The organism is Delftia lacustris, from assembly GCF_040267515.1.
Taxonomy (GTDB): domain Bacteria; phylum Pseudomonadota; class Gammaproteobacteria; order Burkholderiales; family Burkholderiaceae_C; genus Comamonas; species Comamonas tsuruhatensis.
Genome location: NZ_CP141274.1, coordinates 1,263,154 through 1,281,621 on the forward strand (window position 1 = coordinate 1,263,154; position 18,468 = coordinate 1,281,621).

The following is an 18,468-nucleotide window of genomic DNA, read 5'->3' on the forward strand; positions in this document are numbered from 1 at the left end:
TATTTGTTAGCTCTCACCATCGGTGGAAGTTCCACAGCTTCAAATAGATACAAAGCAGAAAATGTATAGATACTCGCTATGGCTGGCACTCTCTCTGGTAGCTTGCGGTGGTGGCGGAGGTGGGGATACGACGCCACCAAAGCCCACTGAGCCTGAAAATGGTTGGTTGACGTTTGACAAGCCGGATGTCGTGGTGCTCCAGGGCGATTCGGAGCAAGTTACGGTGAAAGCTACGTCTACCAAGGCGCTTTCCGCGCCGCTGAATGTGCGTGTCGATGCTACGGATGAGTTCGTTTCTGGTACGACGGTCACCTATGAAAAGATCGCGGGTTTCGAGTTCAATCTGAGTACAGCTACTAGTGCACCGGTTGGCAAGCGCAGCGGCGTATTGAAGGTCTTTTTGTGCAGTGATGATGCACGCGTATGCAACTCACCCTATCCAGGCTCGCCCTGGACCGTTCCCTATGAAATCGAGGTGGTCTCCAAGGCTTTGAAGCAGACCCCGCTGGCCATGCTGCCTGGTGCTGTGGCTTGGAACAACTTGGGTGGCAATGCTGCGCGCACGGGTTATGTGACGACCAATATCACCTTGAGTCCGGCTAATTTTTCCTTGCGCTGGGCAAAGCGGGGAGGACCTTCAACCTCAATGTGGAGACTGACAGAGGCCGTCGTGGTCGATGGACGGGTTTACACAGGCGGTAATAGCCTTCGTGCCTATGGAGAAGCCGACGGCACGCTGCTCTGGGGGTCGTCGTTTAACTCTGGCCCAGCGGTTGTCAGCCAGGGCAACGTATTTTCTTATGCGGATGAAACGACTTTTGCTCCCAATCGTCTGTATGTGCGCAATGCCGTGACTGGATCCTCGGTGAACACGCCCGATCACTACGAAGGACAGGAAGACCGCTCTTTGCTGGTTGCGGATGATGACTCGGTCTATGCCCCGTTCACCTTCAGAATGACGGCTGTGGACGGTATTGTGGCGTGGCGGGATTATGCGCCCATGCGCAGTCTGCCTTCCAGGGCTTCCGATCGGTTGTATATGGCAGATGCGTCCAACGTCTATGCCCGGGATATCAAGGATGGCAGAGAGATAGCGCGCATTGCAACCGGAGGTGAGCAAAGGGAAGTCCGCAGGGCGACCGGTACCCTCGCCGATGGTCAGGATCGCGTGCTAGTCTCGCATTTCAACCAGGGCAATGCCTCGCTTGGCAGCTACTCGATTGGGCAAAAGCAAAAACTCTGGGATGTCGAGGCTTCCTTTCTGAGCCGCCCAGCCTTGGCGGGCGATACGGTCTATGTAGTCAATGTGCCGCAGCCCGCCAAGGGCGTCGCCACGCTGGAGGCGCGTTCGTCGGCAACAGGTGCCGTGGTCTGGTCCACGCCGCTGCCTGATGCCGTGGTGCCGGTCGGCGAGGAGGCTGTCTATCACGTTGCTGTGGTCGGCAACTTGGTCTTTGTGTCTTCTGACCGCAAATTCGGGGCGTCCACCTACGCGATTGATCGTTCCAGTCATGCTATTGGCTGGCGCCATCCCGTCAATGGAAGTCTGGCAGTTTCCGACAACGGCATCCTGTATGTCGCGCAGGCGCTCGACGCCAGCCTGTTCGCCATCAATCTGCGTTGATGTAGTAAGGGAAAGCGGCTGGAAATTCGAGCCGCTTTCTTATTTACTCTTTTGTTTCCGCTGGCGAGGTCTTTTTTCTCAGCGCGTTGCGTGGTACCAGGCGATGCCATCGGCATCGATGCTGCGCTGCACCTGCCCCGCATGCATCAAATGATTCAGGCAGGCCAGGCTTTCGCCCGTGGCCATGCCCAGCAGGGCGGGGCTGGATTCGCTGATCGGGCGTGAGAAGAGGGCGCCGAAGACATCGACGGCGCGACGCGGCTCGGCCAGGGCGGCCAGCAGCCGGTCGCTGGCACGCTCCTGGCCTGCCACCAGCGAATCGATGCGCGCATGCAGGCCGCGAAAGCAATCGCCGTGCGCGGGCAGGACGAGCACATCGTCGGGCACTTCGCGCCTGACCTTTTCCAGAGACTCCATCCAGTCGGCCATGGGGTTGGCGTCGGGTTCCATGGGGTGGACCGAGACGTTGGACGAGATGCGCGGCAGCACCTGGTCGCCCGAGATCAGCAGCTTGAGATCGGGGCAGTACAGGCTGGCATGCTCGGGCGAGTGGCCGCTGCCGACCACCACGCGCCACAGGTGTTTTCCTATGCGCAGTTCCTCTCCATCGTGCAGGCGGCGGTAGCTGTCGGGCAGGGCATGGATGTGCTTGCCGAAGTTGCCGAAGCGGGCGCGGTAGGACTCCAGTGCGCTGTCGCTCCAGCCTGCGCGGCGGTAGAAGGCGATGGCGTCGGGCGGGGCCTCGCGGCTGCAGTCCGAGACCACGACGCGGCAGTTGAGGTACTCCAGGCGCGTCATGTACAGGGGCACATGGAACTTGCGCGTCAGCCATCCGGCCAGACCCACATGGTCGGGGTGCATGTGGGTGACGAAGACGCGCGTCAGCGAGCGGCCATCGGTGGATTGGGAGAACAGCGCGCGCCAGGTGGCCACGCCTTCGTCGGTGCGCGCACCCGTATCGACGATGGCCCAGCCCTGGCCGTCATCGATGGCCCAGAGATTGATGTGGTCCAGCGCATAGGGCAGGGGCATGCGCAGCCAGAGCACGCCGGGCGCCACCTCCAGCGTCTGCCCGCGCTGCGGCGGCGCCTCGAACGGGTAGTCGAGCACCGGCCTGGGCGGCGCTTCCGGGGCCTGCGAGGCGATCGGGTCTTGGGCTGTCTGGTTCATGGGGTTCCTTGTTCCGTCGCTGGGCTGGCCGCAATGCTATCCGGCCCTCAGCGCCTTGCCTGCAACGATACGCCTGCCGGCCTGGGCTGACTGTCACTGGCTCGTCACGGGCTGTTCCTACAGTGCACAAATCAATCAACAGGGGGAGGGCGCGGCCTTGCCGCGGGGTCCCCTGCCTACAGAGGGATATCCGCATGAAACTGAAGATGTTGTGCAGCGCGCTGGCCGGTGCGTCGCTGCTGTTGAGCGCCTGTGGCGGCAGCGATGGATCGTCCGCTGCCACCCCGACCAAGAACGTGCTGTTCTTCCTGGGTGACGGCATGGGCATCACCACCATGACCGCCGCGCGCATCTACAGCGTGGGCGAAGACGGTGAGCTGACCATGGACAAGCTGCCCGAGACGGCCTTCGTCCACACCTTCTCGAACGACGCCCAGGTGACGGACAGCGCACCCTCGATGGCCGCCTACATGACCGGCGTGAAGATGAACAACGAAGTCATCTCCATGACGCCCGACACCAAGGCCACGGATGCCAGCGGCAAGGCCTATCACACCAACTACGACAGCACCTGCCCCAGCGGCAACGGCCAGGCCGTTCCCACGCTGCTCGAGCAGATGAAGTCCGCCGGCTACGGCACGGGCGTGGTCTCCACCGCGCGCATCACGCATGCCACGCCGGCAGCCACCTATTCGCACGTCTGCCACCGCGATGCGGAGAACACCATTGCCGCGGCCCTGGTGCCTGGCGGATCCGGCTACAACAGCAAGCTCGGCGACGGCGTGGACGTGATCCTGGGCGGTGGCTCGTACTACTTCACGCCCAAGGCCGACGGCGGCCGCCGCAACGACAGCCGCAACCTGATCGCCGAGTTCAAGACGCAAAAGTACAGCTACGCCGCCAACAAGAGCGAGTTCGACAAGCTGCCCGTGGACGGCAGCAAGATCGCCGGCCTGTTCACCAAGGACCACATGGCCTATGACCTGGACCGCGATGCGACCAAGGAACCGAGCCTGGCCGAGATGACGGGCAAGGCCATCAACGCGCTGTCGGCCAAGAAGAAGGGCTTCTTCCTGATGGTGGAAGGCGGCCGCATCGACCATGCGCTGCACGCTACCAACGCGCGCCGTGCGCTGCAGGATACCGTGGCCTTCGACAACGCCATCCAGACCGCGCTGGACAAGATGGCCAAGATCGATCCGGGCCTGAAGAACACGCTGATCGTCGTCACAGCCGACCATGACCACACGCTGCACCTGAACGGCTATGCCGCGCGCACCGGCAAGACCGAGGCCGGCAAGCCCGGCGTGCTGGGCCTGGTCAAGAACTACGTGGACGGCAAGGCCTCCACCGATGTGGATGGCAATCCCTACACCATCCTGGGCTTCGGCAACGGTCCCAAGCGCCTGGCCACGCGCGGCCCCATCGACGCGGCCACGCTGGAGAGCCCCGACTACCTGCAGGAGGCCGTGGTGCCCCTGGCCTCCGAAACCCACGGCGGCGGCGACGTGTTCCTGGGGGCTCAAGGCATGGGTGCCGATACGTTCTCGGGCGTGATCGACAACACGGCCGTGTTCAACCTGATCAAGAAGAGCATCGGCTTGCAATGAAACACCCCCTGAGCGACTGCGTCGCTTCCCCCTCTCTCGCTTCGCGGGAGGGGGACGACGCCCTCGCTGCGGGGCGGCCCTTGCTCGGCGTCCGCCGCCTGGGCCACGCCGGTTTCATGCGGTCCTAGCACGCTGTACGACCAGGGTCTTGTACCGCAATCAAGGCATTCAAAGTATTCAAGGAATTCCACATGCATCCGATCCTCCAAAAGACCTCCCTCGCCCTGGCGGCGGCCGGCGCGCTGGCGCTGCTGGCGCCTGCAGCCCATGCGGCTGGCGAGGCCAAGAACGTCATCTTCTTCCTCGGCGACGGCATGGGCCCGGTCACCGTGACCGCCGCGCGCATCTACAAGGGCGAAAAGCAGCTGGCCGAAAAGGCCGGCTCCCTGGCCAGCAGCGAACGCGCCACGCTGACCATGCAGTCCCTGCCCTACGCCAGCCGCATCAAGACCTTCTCGCGCGATGGCCAGACCACGGACAGCGCGCCCTCGATGGCCGCCTACATGACCGGCGTGAAGATGAACAACGAAGTCATCTCCATGTCGGCCGAGACCATGGCCTACGCGGCCAACGGCCAGCAGTACATCAACGGCGAGGACACCACCTGCCCGGCCGGCAACGGCCAACCCGCGCAGACCCTGCTGGAGCTGTCCAAGGCCAAGGGCCGCGCCGTGGGCGCCATCTCCACCACGCGCGTGGGCCATGCGACGCCTGCGGCCACCTATGCCCATATCTGCAACCGCAATGGCTACAACAGCATTGCCGAGCAGTCCGTGCCCGGCCATGCCAACTACAACGCCAGGCTGGGCGACGGCATCGACGTGCTCATGGGTGGCGGCCAGCGCAACTACCTGCCCAAGTCGGTCAACCCCAGCAGCAAGCGCACGGACACGGCCAACCTCGTGGACATGATGAAGGCCAAGGGCTACGCCTATGTTGCCAAGGGCAGCGAGCTGGCGGCCCTGGACGCGACCAAGGCGCCCAAGCTGCTGGGCCTGTTCACGCAAAGCGAAATGGCCTACGAGCTGGACCGCGTCAAGCAAAGGCTGGACGAGCCCAGCCTGTCCGACATGACCGGCAAGGCGCTGGACGTGCTCAGCCGCAATGACAAGGGCTTCTTCCTGATGGTGGAAGGCGGCCGCATCGACCACGCACTGCACGGCACCAATGCCAAGCGTGCGCTGGAAGACACGCTGGCCTTCGACCGCGCCATCGAGACCGCCATGGCCTACATGGAAAAGAAGGATCCGGGCCTGAAGAACACGCTGATCGTCGTCACCGCCGATCACGACCACAACATGGTGTTCAACGGCTACTCCAGGATCGGCAACCCCATCCTGGGCAAGGTGCAGGACTACCAGAGCGGCCAGATGGCCAAGGCCCAGGACGGCAAGCCCTACACCACGCTGGCCTTCGGCAATGGCGGACGTCCCAACGCCACGGCCTCCAGCCAGGTCAATGCCGAAGATGGCAACAAGCCCTGGATTGCGCCCACACGCGGCGCGGAGCGCCAGGACCTCAGCGGCGTGGACACCACGGACGACAACTACCTGCAGGAAGTGGGCCTGAACCTGGGCACGCCGGGCTCCGAGACCCATGGCGGCGGCGACGTGATGCTGTTCGCCGGCGGCGCGGGCGCCAGGATCTTCAAGGGCACGATGGACAACACCAAGGTGTTCTCCAAGGTCCGCGAAGCCGCTGGCCTGTAATTGTTTCTTCCTTCGTTGGCTGCTTGCCAACCCCTGGCCGGAGCCGTGGCGCATGCGTGTGCCCGGCCCCGGTTTTTTCGCATTGGCTGGATTCCATGACGCTCTCCCTTCCGGCGCCGCGCGCGGCGCGCCACATCTACGCGGCCGCGCTGCTGGCCTGCTCCGTCTCCGCAGCATGGGCCGCCGAGCCGCCCAAGCCGGCACCCGCACCCACGGCCGCAGTCCCTGCGGATTCCGTGGCGCGCACCACGGCCGCCGTGCAGGCCACGCCTGAAGCCGACCTGCGCATCACCTATGAAGCCATGAGCGTGGGCAGCGACGGCGTGCAGCGCAGCAGCGTCTATACCAACCGCGTCTACCGCCGCAAGGCCCAGCTGTGGATAGAGCGGGAAATGCCCGCCGCCCTGCGCCAGAGCCAGGAGCACGGCCATGACCACGCCCACGGCCCGCACGCCGGCCACGCCCATGACGAAGCCCGCGCCGCACCCCTGTCCATCCGCCGCGCCGATGACGGCAAGGTGGGCGTGGAAGTCATCCTGGCCAAGCTGCGCCGCGTCATCAGCGTGGACCTGGCCCACCACGGCAACGTGGGCTACGGCGGCTCCTTCGACAACGTGTACTGGATCGTGCCACCCACCGCGCTGCAAGGCATGGAGCGCGTGGGCAAGCCGCACAAGGGCGTGCAGCGCTACCGCGGCAAGGCCAATGAACAGACCACCGTCATCGACTGGGACGTGGCCAACCAGTTCGCCCGCCGCGTGGAGCGCAGCGACTCCCACGGCACCGAGCGCATCGTCGTCACCGCCACCAAGCTGCCCGCACCGCTGGCCCAGCCCTGGAAGGCCATCGAAGGCTACGACAAGGGCGACTACTCCGATCTGCTGGATTGAGCACCTGACACCCCAATGCAAAGAGCTGCCCGGAGGCAGCTCTTTTTTTATTCCCCATTTCAATGCTCAAACGCATGGCGCTGGAAACCGGCGCAGCCTAACACTAGGGGCGCCGAGCAAGAGCCGCCTCGCGGCGATGGCGCCGTCCCCCTTCAGGGGGAAGCCGCGCAGCGGCTCAGGGGGAGGCCAGTTACACCTGTGCTCCGGAGTCCTTGACGACCTTGCTCCACTTCGTCGATTCGGCCTTGATGTAGGCGAGGAATTCGGCCGGCGTGTCGATCACGACATCACCTCCCTGGTCGTTGATCTTCTTGACCACGGCCGGATCCTTGAGCACCTTGGCAATGGCCGTGTACAGGCGCTGCTGCACGGCGGCGGGCGTCTTGGCCTGGGTCCACAGGCCGAACCAGGAGGTGGCCTCGTAGCCGGGCACGCCAGCTTCGGCCACGGTGGGCACATCGGGCAGTTCGGGCGAGCGCTTGGCCGTGGTCACGGCGATGGGACGCAGCTTGCCCGAGCGCACATGCTGGATGGCCGAGGGCATGTTGTCGAACATGATGGCGATCTGGTTGCCCAGCAGGTCGGTGATGGCCGGGGCGCTGCCCTTGTAGGGCACGTGCACCATGTCCAGGCCAGTCATGGAGCGGAACAGCTCGCCCGACAGGTGGATGGAGCTGCCGCTGCCCGAGGAGCCGTAGTTCAGCTTGCCGGGATTGGCGCGCGCGTAGGCGATCATTTCCTTGACGGTCTTGAACGGCTGGCTGGGGTGGGCTACCAGCAGGTTGGGCACGTTGGCCACGCGCGTCAGGGGCGAGAAGTCCTTGATGGGGTCGAAGCCGGGCTTGGCGTAGAGCGCGGCATTGATGGCATGCGTGCCCACGGTGCCCATGAACAGCGTGTAGCCGTCGGCCGGCGCACGTGCGGCGGCCACGGCGCCGATGTTGCCGCCCGCGCCGGGCTTGTTGTCCACGATCACGGTCTGGCCCAGCTCCTGCTGCAGCGCCTGGGCGACGATGCGCGCCAGGATGTCGGTGGTGCCGCCAGCGGCGAAGGGCACGAGGATGGTGATGGGCTTGCTGGGGAAGCCGTCCTGGGCCAGGGCGGCGGGGCCGGACAGGGCGCCGAGCGCGGTCAGGGATGCGGCGGCCAGCGCCTGCAGGCCACGGCGGCGGGTGAAACGGGTGGTTTGATCAAACATCGAGAGGTCTCCTGATTCGGCAATAAGGTGGATGGCCGGGCCCGGCAACGCCGGGCTGGGCCAGGGCAATGCCCTGTGTGGCGCACGCCTGTGCAGGCGGGCGCTTCCAGTGGTTCTTCTTGAAGGGGGTTGTGCCTGGGAAGGCGTTCGGTCAAACGGTTGGTCCGACGTTCGTTCAGACGGGCGCCACGCCCAGCGTGGTGCCGCCACAGATGTAGAGCACCTGGCCGGTGACGAAGCCGTTGTCGGGCGACAGGAAGAACAGCGCGGCGCGCGCCACGTCTTCCGGTGTGCCCATGCGGCCCACGGCAATGCTGTTGAGGATGCGCTGGGTCTGCGGCGCGCCTTCGGGGTTGCTCTTGGTGAACAGCTCGGTGGCGATGGGGCCGGGGCCCAGGGCATTGACCGTGATGCGGTTGCGGCCCAGCTCCATGGCCAGGGTGCGCGTCAGGCCGATCAGGCCGGCCTTGGTCGCCGAGTAGACGATGCGGTCGGGCTTGCCCAGCGCGGCGCGCGAGGACATGTTCACGATACGGCCCTCGCCGCAGGCACGCAGCGTGGGCAGGAAGGCCTGCACCAGCAGCATGGGCGCGCGCAGGTGCAGTCCCACCACATCGTCCAGATGCCGGGTGCTGGCGTTGTCGATGGTGCCGGGACGCGTGGCGCCCGCGTTGTTGACCAGGGCCACCACGTTGTGCGCGGCGGCAATGCGGGCCGCCGCCTCGGCGGTGGCCTGCTCGCTGGTCAGGTCGGCCTGGTAGCTCACCAGCAGCGGATGGCTCCAGTCGGGCAGCACATAGTCGAGATTGACCACGGCGCGGCCCTGGGCCAGCAGGGCCTCGGCGATGGCGCGGCCGATGCCGTTGCTGGCGCCGCTGACCACGGTGACGGGTGTCTTGTTGTCCACGGTGCTCATCGCAGTCTCAGACCTTTTCCAGGATCACGGCAATGCCCTGGCCCACGCCGATGCACATGGTGCACAGCGCGTAGCGGCCGCCCAGCGTGTGCAGCTGGTTCACGGCGGTGGTGGCCAGGCGCGCGCCCGAGGCACCCAGCGGATGGCCCAGCGCAATGGCGCCGCCCCATTGGTTGACGCGGCGGTCGTCGTCGGCAATGCCCAGATCGCGCAGCACGGCCAGGCCCTGCGCGGCGAAGGCTTCGTTCAGCTCGATCACGTCCATCTGCTCCAGCGTCAGGCCGGTCAGGGCCAGCACCTTGCGCACGGCGGGCGCCGGGCCGAAGCCCATGATGCGCGGGGCCACGCCGGCCACGGCCATGCCGACCACGCGGGCGCGGGGCACCAGGTTGTATTGCCTGGCGGCTTCCTCGTTGGCCAGCAGCAGGGCGCAGGCGCCGTCGTTCACGCCGCTGGCATTGCCGGCCGTTACCGTGCCATCCGGGCGCACCACGCCCTTGAGCTTGGCCAGCGCCTCGATGGTGGTGGCGCGCGGATGCTCGTCCTGGCTCACCACGATGGCGTCGCCCTTTTTCTGGGCAATGGACACGGACACGATTTCCTTGGCCAGGTAGCCGGCCGCGATGGCGGCGGCCGCCTTTTGCTGGCTGGCCAGGGCCATGCGGTCCTGGGCTTCGCGCTCGATCCTGAAGTCGTCGGCCACGTTCTCGGCCGTCTCGGGCATGGAGTCCACGCCGTACTGCTGCTTCATCAGCTTGTTGACGAAGCGCCAGCCGATGGTGGTGTCATAGACGGCGTTGCTGCGGCTGAAGGCGCTTTCGGCCTTGGGCATGACGAAGGGCGCACGGCTCATGCTTTCCACGCCGCCCGCGATCATCAGGCGGGCCTCGCCCGCCTTGATGGCGCGCGCGGACGTGCCCACGGCGTCCAGGCCCGAACCGCACAGGCGGTTGATGGTGGCGCCCGGCACATCGATGGGCAGGCCGGCCAGCAGGGCGGACATGCGTGCCACGTTGCGGTTGTCTTCGCCGGCCTGGTTGGCGCAGCCGTAGAGCACGTCGGCCACGGCCGTCCAGTCCACGCCGGGGTTGCGCTCCATCAGCGCCTTGATCGGCACGGCGCCGAGGTCATCGGCACGCACCGGGGACAGGGCGCCGCCGTAGCGGCCGAAGGGGGTGCGGATGGCGTCGCAGATGAAGGCCTGGTTGGACTGGCTCATGGTGTCTCCTGGAAAAAGAATGAAGAGGTGCCGGGGTGCGCCGCAGCGCACCCGCTGGGGGGGAGCTGAGGGATCAGGCCGTGGCCGTCGCGTCCTTGATGGGCAGGCCCACGATGGACTGCAGCTCGGCGTGCGAGAGGCCGGGCACGGTGTCGATCAGGCGCAGGCCCTCGGGCGTGCATTCCAGCGTGCACAGGTCGGTGTAGATGCGCTTGACGCAGGACAGGCCCGTGAGCGGATAGCTGCAGGCCTCGACGACCTTGCATTCGCCGGTCTTGGTCAGCAGGTCCATCATCACCCAGGTCTGGCGTGCACCCACGGCCAGGTCCATGGCGCCGCCCACGGCGGGAATGGCACCGGCCTCGCCCGTGCTCCAGTTGGCCAGGTCGCCCGTGGCCGAGACCTGGAAGGCGCCCAGCACGCAGATGTCCAGGTGGCCGCCGCGCATCATGGCGAAGCTGTCGGCATGGTGGAAGTAGCAGCCGCCCGGCAGCAGGGTGACGGGCTGCTTGCCGGCATTGGTCAGGTCATAGTCCTCCTGGCCTTCGGCGGGCGCCGGGCCCATGCCCAGGATGCCGTTCTCGCTTTGCAGGATGACCTCGCGGCCGGCCGGGATGTGGTTGGCCACCTGGGTGGGCATGCCGATGCCCAGGTTGACGTAGGCGCCGTCGAAGATGTCTTCGGCCACGCGCCGGGCCAGCTCTTGCTTGCTGCGTTTCTGGTAGCTGCTCATGCTCTTGCTTTCGGCGGTTGGGGCGCTCATGCGGTTTTCTTGAAGCCGCCGGCCTGGGTGGCCACGCGGTCGATCTTCACGATCTGGCTCACGTAGATGCCGGGCGTGACCACGGCCTCGGGGTCCAGCGCGCCCAGCTCCACGATCTCGTGCACGGTGGCGATCGTGTGCTTGGCCGCCGTGGCCATCACGGGCCCGAAGTTGCGGGCCGACATGCGGTAGGTGAGGTTGCCCCAGCGGTCGCCCTTCTCGGCCTTGACCAGTGCCACGTCGCCGTGGATGGGATGCTCCAGCACATAGTGCTTGCCGTTGATCTCGCGCGTTTCCTTGCCGTTGGCCAGCTCCGTGCCATAGGCCGTGGGGCAGAAGAAGCCGCCGATGCCGGCGCCGGCGGCGCGCAGGCGCTCGGCCAGGTTGCCCTGGGGCACGAGTTCCAGCTCGATCTTGCCGCTGCGGTACAGGTCGTCGAACACCCAGCTGTCCACCTGGCGGGGGAAGCTGCAGATGATCTTGCGCACCTGGCCGCTCTTGAGCAGCGCGGCCAGCCCCTGGTCTCCGTTGCCCGCGTTGTTGTTGACCACGGTCAGCTCGCGTGCGCCCTGGGCGATCAGGCCGTCGATGAGTTCGGTGGGATTGCCCGAGGTGCCGAAGCCCCCGATCAGCACGGTGGAGCCGTCCTGGACGCCCGACAACGCCTCGGCGATGGTGTCGGTGATTTTGTTGATCACTTGCTTGTCTCCGGTATGCAGGCCGCTGGCGCTGCGCTAAAATGTTCGTATGTAGAACAAAAGTTCGCAGAAAGAATTATAGAGCCATGGAAAAAAATGCCGCTTCCGTAATTTCCACAGGTGGGGTTGAAGAAGAGGGCGGTACGCCGCGCCCCGGCGACAGCTATGTGCAGTCCTTTGCGCGCGGCCTGGGCGTGATCCGCTCGTTCAGCGCCGAGGCGCCTGCGCAGACGCTCAGCGAGGTGGCGGCGCGCACGGGGCTCACGCGCGCCGGGGCCCGGCGCATCCTGCTGACGCTGCAGACGCTGGGCTATGTGAAGAGCGACGGCAAGCTGTTCCAGCTCACGCCGCGCATCATGGAACTGGGCTTTGCCTACCTCAGCTCCACCCCGGTCTGGAACCTGGCCGAGCCCGTGATGGAAAACCTGGTCGACGAGGTCAAGGAGTCCTGCTCGGCCGCCGTGCTCGATGGGGGCGACATCGTCTATGTGCTGCGCGTGCATACCCACAAGATCATGAGCACCAACCTCAGCGTGGGCTCGCGCCTGCCGGCCTGCTGGACCTCGATGGGGCGCGTGCTGCTGGCCGGCGAGAGCGATGAATCCCTGCAGGCCCTGCTGGATGCACGCGAGCGCCGCCAGTTCACGGCGCTGACCGAGCAGAACGACGAGCGCCTGCGCCAGCGCATTCTGGAGGTGCGCGCCCAGGGCTGGGCCCTGGTGGACCAGGAACTGGCCGAAGGCCTGATCTCCATCGCGGCGCCCGTGAAGAACGCGGCAGGGCGCACCGTGGCCGCGCTCAACATCAGCGGCCAGGCCAACCGCAACAGCGCCGAGATGATGCGCGTGCAACTGCTGCCCCGGCTGCTGGCCGCCACGCAGCTGGTGAGCCAGCTGCTGAGGGCCTCGTCGCGTCTTTCCCTGTAAAACGGAGTGCGGCGCAGTGCGGCAGTGCGGGGCGGGGCGCTCCATAATTGCCGCTCCACGCCCTGCACCCGCTTGCCTGCACCCAGCACCATGGCCCGCCTGCCCAGACTCACCATTGCGGATCTGCCGCATCACATCATCCAGCTCGGCAACAACGGCGCGGACATCTTCATCGATGCCCAGGACCGGGAGACCATGCTGGAGCTGCTGCGCGAGATGGCGCGCAGCTGCGAGCTGGCCGTGCATGCCTACGTGCTCCTGCCCAGCCAGTTCCACCTGCTGGCCACGCCGCGCACCGACGATGGCCTGCCCAGGTTCATGCAGGCCGTGGGCCGGCGCTATGTCCGCTACTTCAACGACCGCCACGGCCGCAGCGGCACGCTGTGGGAAGGCCGCTATCGCGGCACGGTGCTGCAGCCCAGCTGGCTGCTGCCCACCATGGTCTTCATGGACGACAGCCCCGTGCGCGCCGGCCTGGTCCAGCGGCCGGCCGACTGGCCCTGGTCCAGCTACGCGCACAACGCCGGCTTGCGCAGCGACGCGCTGATCCAGCCGCATGCCGTGTTCTGGGAACTGGGCAACACCCCGTTTGCGCGCGACGCGGCGTATGTGTCGGCCGTGGAAGAGGGCGTCAGCAGCGATGACGGCGAACGCATCAGCCAGTCGGCGCTGCGGGGCTGGGCGCTGGGCGATGAGCAATTCATTGCCGATTTACAACAGCGCACCGAGCGCCGCGTGACCCGCCAGCGCGCCGGCCGTCCGCCAGGACGGACCAATGAGCGCACCACAACAGTGCGTTAGTACCCACTGATGGACTGCAAGTGCTTGATTCCTCATCGCAGGCCTCTGTGAAATAAATGTGTCCCTTATTAATTTCCGATTTTTTTGTTCTGGAATTAATTGGGATCTGACCCTTATATAAATTTATTGCATGAGGTGATGCCTTGCCTTAATCTTGCGTTCCCTGCGAAAAATTTGAGGATTCCGCCATGACGACGGCTGCCGAGATCAAGCATCTCCAAGACCACGGTCTGTACTCCAAGAGCAACGAGCACGACGCCTGCGGCCTCGGCTTTGTTGCACATATCAAGGGCGTCAAGCGCCATGACATCGTCACCGGCGCGCTCAAGATCCTCGAAAACATCGACCATCGCGGTGCCGTGGGTGCCGACAAGCTCATGGGCGATGGCGCGGGCATTTTGATCCAGATTCCCGACCAGCTCTACCGCGAAGAGATGGCAAAGCAGGGCGTGGCCCTGCCGCCCGCGGGCGAGTACGGCGTGGGCATGATCTTCCTGCCCAAGGAGCACGCCTCGCGCCTGGCCTGCGAGCAGGAGATGGAACGCGCCATCAAGGCCGAAGGCCAGGTCCTGCTGGGCTGGCGCGATGTGCCCGTGAACCGCGACATGCCCATGTCGCCCACGGTCCAGGAAAAGGAGCCCATCCTGCGCCAGGTCTTCATCGGCCGCGGCGCCGACGTGATCGTGCAGGACGCGCTCGAGCGCAAGCTGTACGTGATCCGCAAGACGGCCAGCGCCGCCATCCAGAACCTCAAGCTCAAGCACAGCAAGGAATACTACGTTCCCAGCATGAGCAGCCGCACCGTGGTCTACAAGGGCCTGCTGCTGGCCGACCAGGTGGGCGTGTACTACAACGACCTGTCCGACGAGCGCTGCGTCTCGGCCATCGGCCTGGTGCACCAGCGCTTTTCGACCAACACTTTCCCCGAGTGGCCGCTGGCCCACCCCTACCGCTACGTGGCCCACAACGGTGAAATCAACACCGTGCGCGGCAACTACAACTGGATGCTGGCGCGCGAGGGCGTGATGGCCTCGCCCGTGCTGGCCGAGGACCTCAAGAAGCTCTATCCCATCAGCTTCGCTGGCCAGTCCGACACGGCAACGTTCGACAACTGCCTGGAACTGCTGACCATGGCCGGCTACCCCATCAGCCAGGCCGTGATGATGATGATTCCCGAGCCCTGGGAACAGCACGAGTCCATGGACGAGCGCCGCCGCGCCTTCTATGAATACCACGCCGCCATGATGGAGCCCTGGGACGGCCCGGCCTCCATCGTGTTCACCGACGGCCGCCAGATCGGCGCCACGCTGGACCGCAACGGCCTGCGCCCCTCGCGCTACGTGATCACCGATGACGACCTGGTCATCCTGGCGTCCGAAGCCGGCGTGCTGCCCGTGCCCGACAGCGCCATCGTGCGCAAGTGGCGCCTGCAGCCCGGCAAGATGCTGCTGATCGACCTGGAGCAGGGCCGCCTGATCGAGGACGACGAGCTCAAGGCCAACATCGTCAACACCAAGCCCTACAAGCAGTGGATCGAGAACCTGCGCATCAAGCTGGGCAGCGTGGGCGGTGACACCCATGCCGGCCCCGAGGCCGCCAGCCTGCCGCTGCTCGAGCGCCAGCAGGCCTTCGGCTTCACGCAGGAAGACATCAAGTTCCTGCTGGCCCCCATGGCCAAGAACGGCGAGGAAGGCATCGGCTCCATGGGCAACGACAGCCCGCTGGCCGTGCTGTCGGACAAGAACAAGCCGCTGTACAACTACTTCCGCCAGATGTTCGCGCAGGTGACCAACCCGCCGATCGACCCCATCCGCGAAGCCATCGTGATGTCGCTGGTGTCCTTCATCGGACCCAAGCCCAACCTGCTGGACATCAACCAGGTCAACCCGCCCATGCGCCTGGAAGTGCACCAGCCCGTGCTGGACTTCGCCGACATGGCCAAGCTGCGCGACATCGAACGACACACGCAGGGCAAGTTCAAGAGCGCAACGATCGACATCACCTACCCGCTGTCCTGGGGCAAGCAGGGCGTGGAAGCCAAGCTGGCATCGCTGTGCGCGCAGGCCGTGGACGCCATCAAGGGCGGCGCCAACATCCTGATCATCAGCGACCGCCATGTGAGCGCCACCCAGGTGGCCATCCCCGCGCTGCTGGCGCTGTCGGCCATCCACCAGCACCTGGTGCGCGAGGGCCTGCGTACCACGGCCGGCCTGGTCGTGGAAACGGGCACGGCGCGCGAAGTGCACCACTTCGCCGTGCTGGCGGGCTACGGCGCCGAGGCCGTGCATCCCTACCTGGCCATGGAAACCCTGGCCGACATGCACAAGGAGCTGGGCGGCGACCTGTCGGCCGACAAGGCCATCTACAACTACGTCAAGGCCATCGGCAAGGGCCTGTCCAAGATCATGTCCAAGATGGGCGTGTCCACCTACATGTCCTATTGCGGCGCCCAGCTGTTCGAGGTGATCGGCCTGAACAGCGACACCGTGGACAAGTACTTCACCGGCACGGCCAGCCGCGTCGAGGGCATCGGCGTCTTCGAGATCGCCGAGGAAACCATCCGCAACCACCGCGCGGCCTTCGGTGACGATCCCGTGCTGGAGACCATGCTGGACGCCGGTGGCGAATACGCCTGGCGCGCCCGTGGCGAAGAGCACATGTGGTCGCCCGACGCCATCGCCAAGCTGCAGCATTCCACGCGCTCCAACAACTGGAGCACGTACAAGGAATACGCCCAGCTGATCAACGACCAGAGCAAGCGCCACATGACGCTGCGCGGCCTGTTCGAGTTCAAGTTCGACCCGTCCAAGGCCATCCCGCTGGACCAGGTCGAGTCGGCCAAGGAGATCGTCAAGCGCTTTGCCACGGGCGCCATGTCGCTGGGCTCCATCAGCACCGAGGCCCATGCCACGCTGGCCGTGGCCATGAACCGCATCGGCGGCAAGAGCAACACCGGCGAAGGCGGGGAAGATCCCCAGCGCTACCGCAATGAGCTCAAGGGCATCCCGATCAGGAAGGGCGAGACCCTGGGCTCCATCATCGGCGCCGACAAGGTCGAGGCCGACATCGAGCTGCAGGACGGCGACTCGCTGCGCTCCAGGATCAAGCAGGTGGCATCGGGCCGCTTCGGCGTCACGGCCGAGTACCTGTCGTCCTCGGACCAGGTGCAGATCAAGATGGCCCAGGGCGCCAAGCCCGGCGAGGGCGGCCAGCTGCCCGGCGGCAAGGTGTCCGACTACATCGGCAAGCTGCGCCACTCCGTGCCCGGCGTCGGTCTGATCTCGCCCCCGCCCCACCACGACATCTACTCCATCGAGGATCTGGCCCAGCTGATCCACGACCTGAAGAACGTGGCGCCGCACGCCGACATCTCGGTCAAGCTCGTGTCCGAAGTGGGCGTGGGCACCATCGCGGCCGGCGTGGCCAAGTGCAAGAGCGACCACGTGGTCATCGCGGGCCATGACGGCGGCACGGGCGCATCGCCCTGGTCGTCCATCAAGCATGCGGGCTCGCCCTGGGAAATCGGCCTGGCCGAGACCCAGCAGACCCTGGTGCTCAACCGCCTGCGCGGCCGCATCCGCGTGCAGGCCGACGGCCAGATGAAGACCGGCCGCGACGTCGTCATCGGCGCGCTGCTGGGCGCCGACGAGTTCGGCTTCGCCACGGCGCCCCTGGTTGTCGAGGGCTGCATCATGATGCGCAAGTGCCACCTGAACACCTGCCCCGTGGGCGTGGCCACGCAGGACCCGGTGCTGCGCGCCAAGTTCTCGGGCAAGCCCGAGCATGTGGTGAACTACTTCTTCTTCATCGCCGAGGAAGTGCGCCAGATCATGGCCCAGCTGGGCGTTGCCAAGTTCGACGACCTGATCGGCCGTGCCGACCTGCTGGACACCCGCAAGGGCCTGCAGCACTGGAAGGCCCAGGGCCTGGACTTCTCGCGCCTGTTCGCCCAGCCCGAAGTGCCCGCAGACGTGGCGCGCTTCCATGTCGAAAAGCAGGACCACCTGCTGGACAAGGCGCTGGACGTGAAGCTCATCGAGCGCTGCAAGCCCGCCATCGAGAACGGCGAGCGTGTGCGCATCATGGAAGTGGCGCGCAACGTCAACCGCTCCGTGGGCGCCATGCTCTCCGGTGCCGTGACGCGCGTGCATCCCGAAGGCCTGCCCGATGACACCATCCGCATCCACTTCGAGGGAACCGGCGGCCAGTCCTTCGGCGCCTTCCTGTGCAACGGCATCACGCTGAACCTGCGCGGCGACGCCAACGACTACACGGGCAAGGGCCTGTCCGGCGGCCGCGTGGTGGTGCACGCCAGCCATGAGTTCCGTGGCGATACCACCAGCAACACCATCGTGGGCAACACCGTGATGTTCGGCGCCACCAGCGGCGAGGCCTTCTTCGGCGGCGTGGCCGGCGAGCGTTTCGCGGTCCGCCTGTCTGGCGCCACCGCCGTGGTCGAAGGCGTGGGCGACCACGGCTGCGAATACATGACCGGCGGCACCGTGGTGGTGCTGGGCAAGACCGGCCGCAACTTCGCCGCCGGCATGAGCGGCGGCGTGGCCTATGTCTACGACGAGGATGGCCGCTTCGCCGAGCGCTGCAACAAGGCGTCCGTCTCGCTGGACCAGGTGTTGCCCCACGACGAGCACCTGGCCCAGGTCTCGCCCGCCGTCTGGCACCGCCGCGAAACCGACGAGCGCCAGCTGCGCGCGCTGATCGAGGCGCACAGCCGCTGGACGGGCTCCAAGCGCGCCCGCGATCTGCTGGACAACTGGGCGGCGGCCCGCTCCAAGTTCGTCAAGGTCTTCCCCAGCGAGTACAAGCGTGCCCTGTCCGAGATGTACGAGCGCCAGGTGATGGAAGAGCCCGCCACGCCCGAGGTCGAGGAACACGCCAAGGAGGCGGTGGCCGCCAAATAACAAGGAAGCGAAGGATGCGGGCAGC

At 65.9% G+C, this 18,468-nt stretch carries 13 protein-coding genes; 7 read left to right on the top strand and 6 right to left on the bottom strand.

Going from position 1 to position 18,468, the window contains the following annotated elements; genetic code table 11:
• Positions 1 to 166: 166 nt before the first annotated feature.
• A complete protein-coding gene (locus U6958_RS07220; protein WP_167368401.1) occupies positions 167 to 1,624 on the top strand; it encodes a PQQ-binding-like beta-propeller repeat protein in 1,458 nt (485 codons plus the stop codon).
• 78 nt (positions 1,625 to 1,702) lie between these two features.
• Here U6958_RS07220 and U6958_RS07225 read toward each other — a convergent pair whose 3' ends face one another.
• Positions 1,703 to 2,794 carry an MBL fold metallo-hydrolase gene (locus U6958_RS07225; RefSeq protein ID WP_074921482.1) on the bottom strand — a complete coding sequence of 364 codons (1,092 nt, stop codon included), beginning with the start codon at positions 2,792 to 2,794 and terminating at the stop codon, positions 1,703 to 1,705.
• 194 nt (positions 2,795 to 2,988) lie between these two features.
• Between U6958_RS07225 and U6958_RS07230 the strand changes: the two genes are divergently transcribed.
• The 3 genes from U6958_RS07230 to U6958_RS07240 all read left to right on the top strand — a co-directional run bounded on the left by U6958_RS07230 (position 2,989) and on the right by U6958_RS07240 (position 7,003).
• A complete protein-coding gene (locus tag U6958_RS07230; protein WP_074921481.1) occupies positions 2,989 to 4,404 on the top strand; it encodes an alkaline phosphatase in 1,416 nt (471 codons plus the stop codon).
• A 191-nt stretch (positions 4,405 to 4,595) separates the two neighbouring features.
• Positions 4,596 to 6,113, top strand: coding sequence for an alkaline phosphatase (locus U6958_RS07235; protein ID WP_016445550.1), 1,518 nt, complete (start codon positions 4,596 to 4,598; stop codon positions 6,111 to 6,113).
• Between the two features lie 95 nt (positions 6,114 to 6,208).
• Complete coding sequence (locus U6958_RS07240) at positions 6,209 to 7,003, top strand: hypothetical protein (protein WP_074921480.1); 795 nt, start codon at positions 6,209 to 6,211, stop codon at positions 7,001 to 7,003.
• A gap of 190 nt (positions 7,004 to 7,193) precedes the next feature.
• Here U6958_RS07240 and U6958_RS07245 read toward each other — a convergent pair whose 3' ends face one another.
• The 5 genes from U6958_RS07245 to U6958_RS07265 form a co-directional block, all read right to left on the bottom strand.
• Complete coding sequence (locus U6958_RS07245) at positions 7,194 to 8,201, bottom strand: tripartite tricarboxylate transporter substrate binding protein (RefSeq protein WP_016445552.1); 1,008 nt, start codon at positions 8,199 to 8,201, stop codon at positions 7,194 to 7,196.
• Between the two features lie 175 nt (positions 8,202 to 8,376).
• Entirely contained in the window at positions 8,377 to 9,117 is a 741-nt protein-coding gene (locus U6958_RS07250) for an SDR family NAD(P)-dependent oxidoreductase (RefSeq protein ID WP_046239361.1), read from the bottom strand.
• A 7-nt stretch (positions 9,118 to 9,124) separates the two neighbouring features.
• Entirely contained in the window at positions 9,125 to 10,336 is a 1,212-nt protein-coding gene (pcaF, locus tag U6958_RS07255; protein WP_074921479.1) for a 3-oxoadipyl-CoA thiolase, read from the bottom strand.
• A 73-nt stretch (positions 10,337 to 10,409) separates the two neighbouring features.
• Positions 10,410 to 11,069 (bottom strand): 3-oxoacid CoA-transferase subunit B, encoded by a 660-nt coding sequence (locus tag U6958_RS07260; protein WP_026062883.1) that lies wholly within the window; start codon positions 11,067 to 11,069, stop codon positions 10,410 to 10,412.
• A gap of 26 nt (positions 11,070 to 11,095) precedes the next feature.
• Entirely contained in the window at positions 11,096 to 11,797 is a 702-nt protein-coding gene (locus U6958_RS07265; protein WP_012207359.1) for a 3-oxoacid CoA-transferase subunit A, read from the bottom strand.
• Positions 11,798 to 11,883: 86 nt separating this feature from the next.
• Here U6958_RS07265 and U6958_RS07270 point away from each other — a divergent pair, with 86 nt between their 5' ends.
• From U6958_RS07270 to U6958_RS07280, 3 genes are all read left to right on the top strand, one after another.
• Positions 11,884 to 12,723, top strand: coding sequence for an IclR family transcriptional regulator C-terminal domain-containing protein (locus U6958_RS07270; protein WP_017407349.1), 840 nt, complete (start codon positions 11,884 to 11,886; stop codon positions 12,721 to 12,723).
• Between the two features lie 90 nt (positions 12,724 to 12,813).
• Entirely contained in the window at positions 12,814 to 13,524 is a 711-nt protein-coding gene (locus U6958_RS07275) for a transposase (protein WP_017407350.1), read from the top strand.
• 188 nt (positions 13,525 to 13,712) lie between these two features.
• Positions 13,713 to 18,443: a glutamate synthase-related protein gene (locus U6958_RS07280; RefSeq protein WP_074921478.1), complete on the top strand. Its 4,731-nt coding sequence runs from the start codon at positions 13,713 to 13,715 to the stop codon at positions 18,441 to 18,443.
• Positions 18,444 to 18,468: the final 25 nt, after the last annotated feature.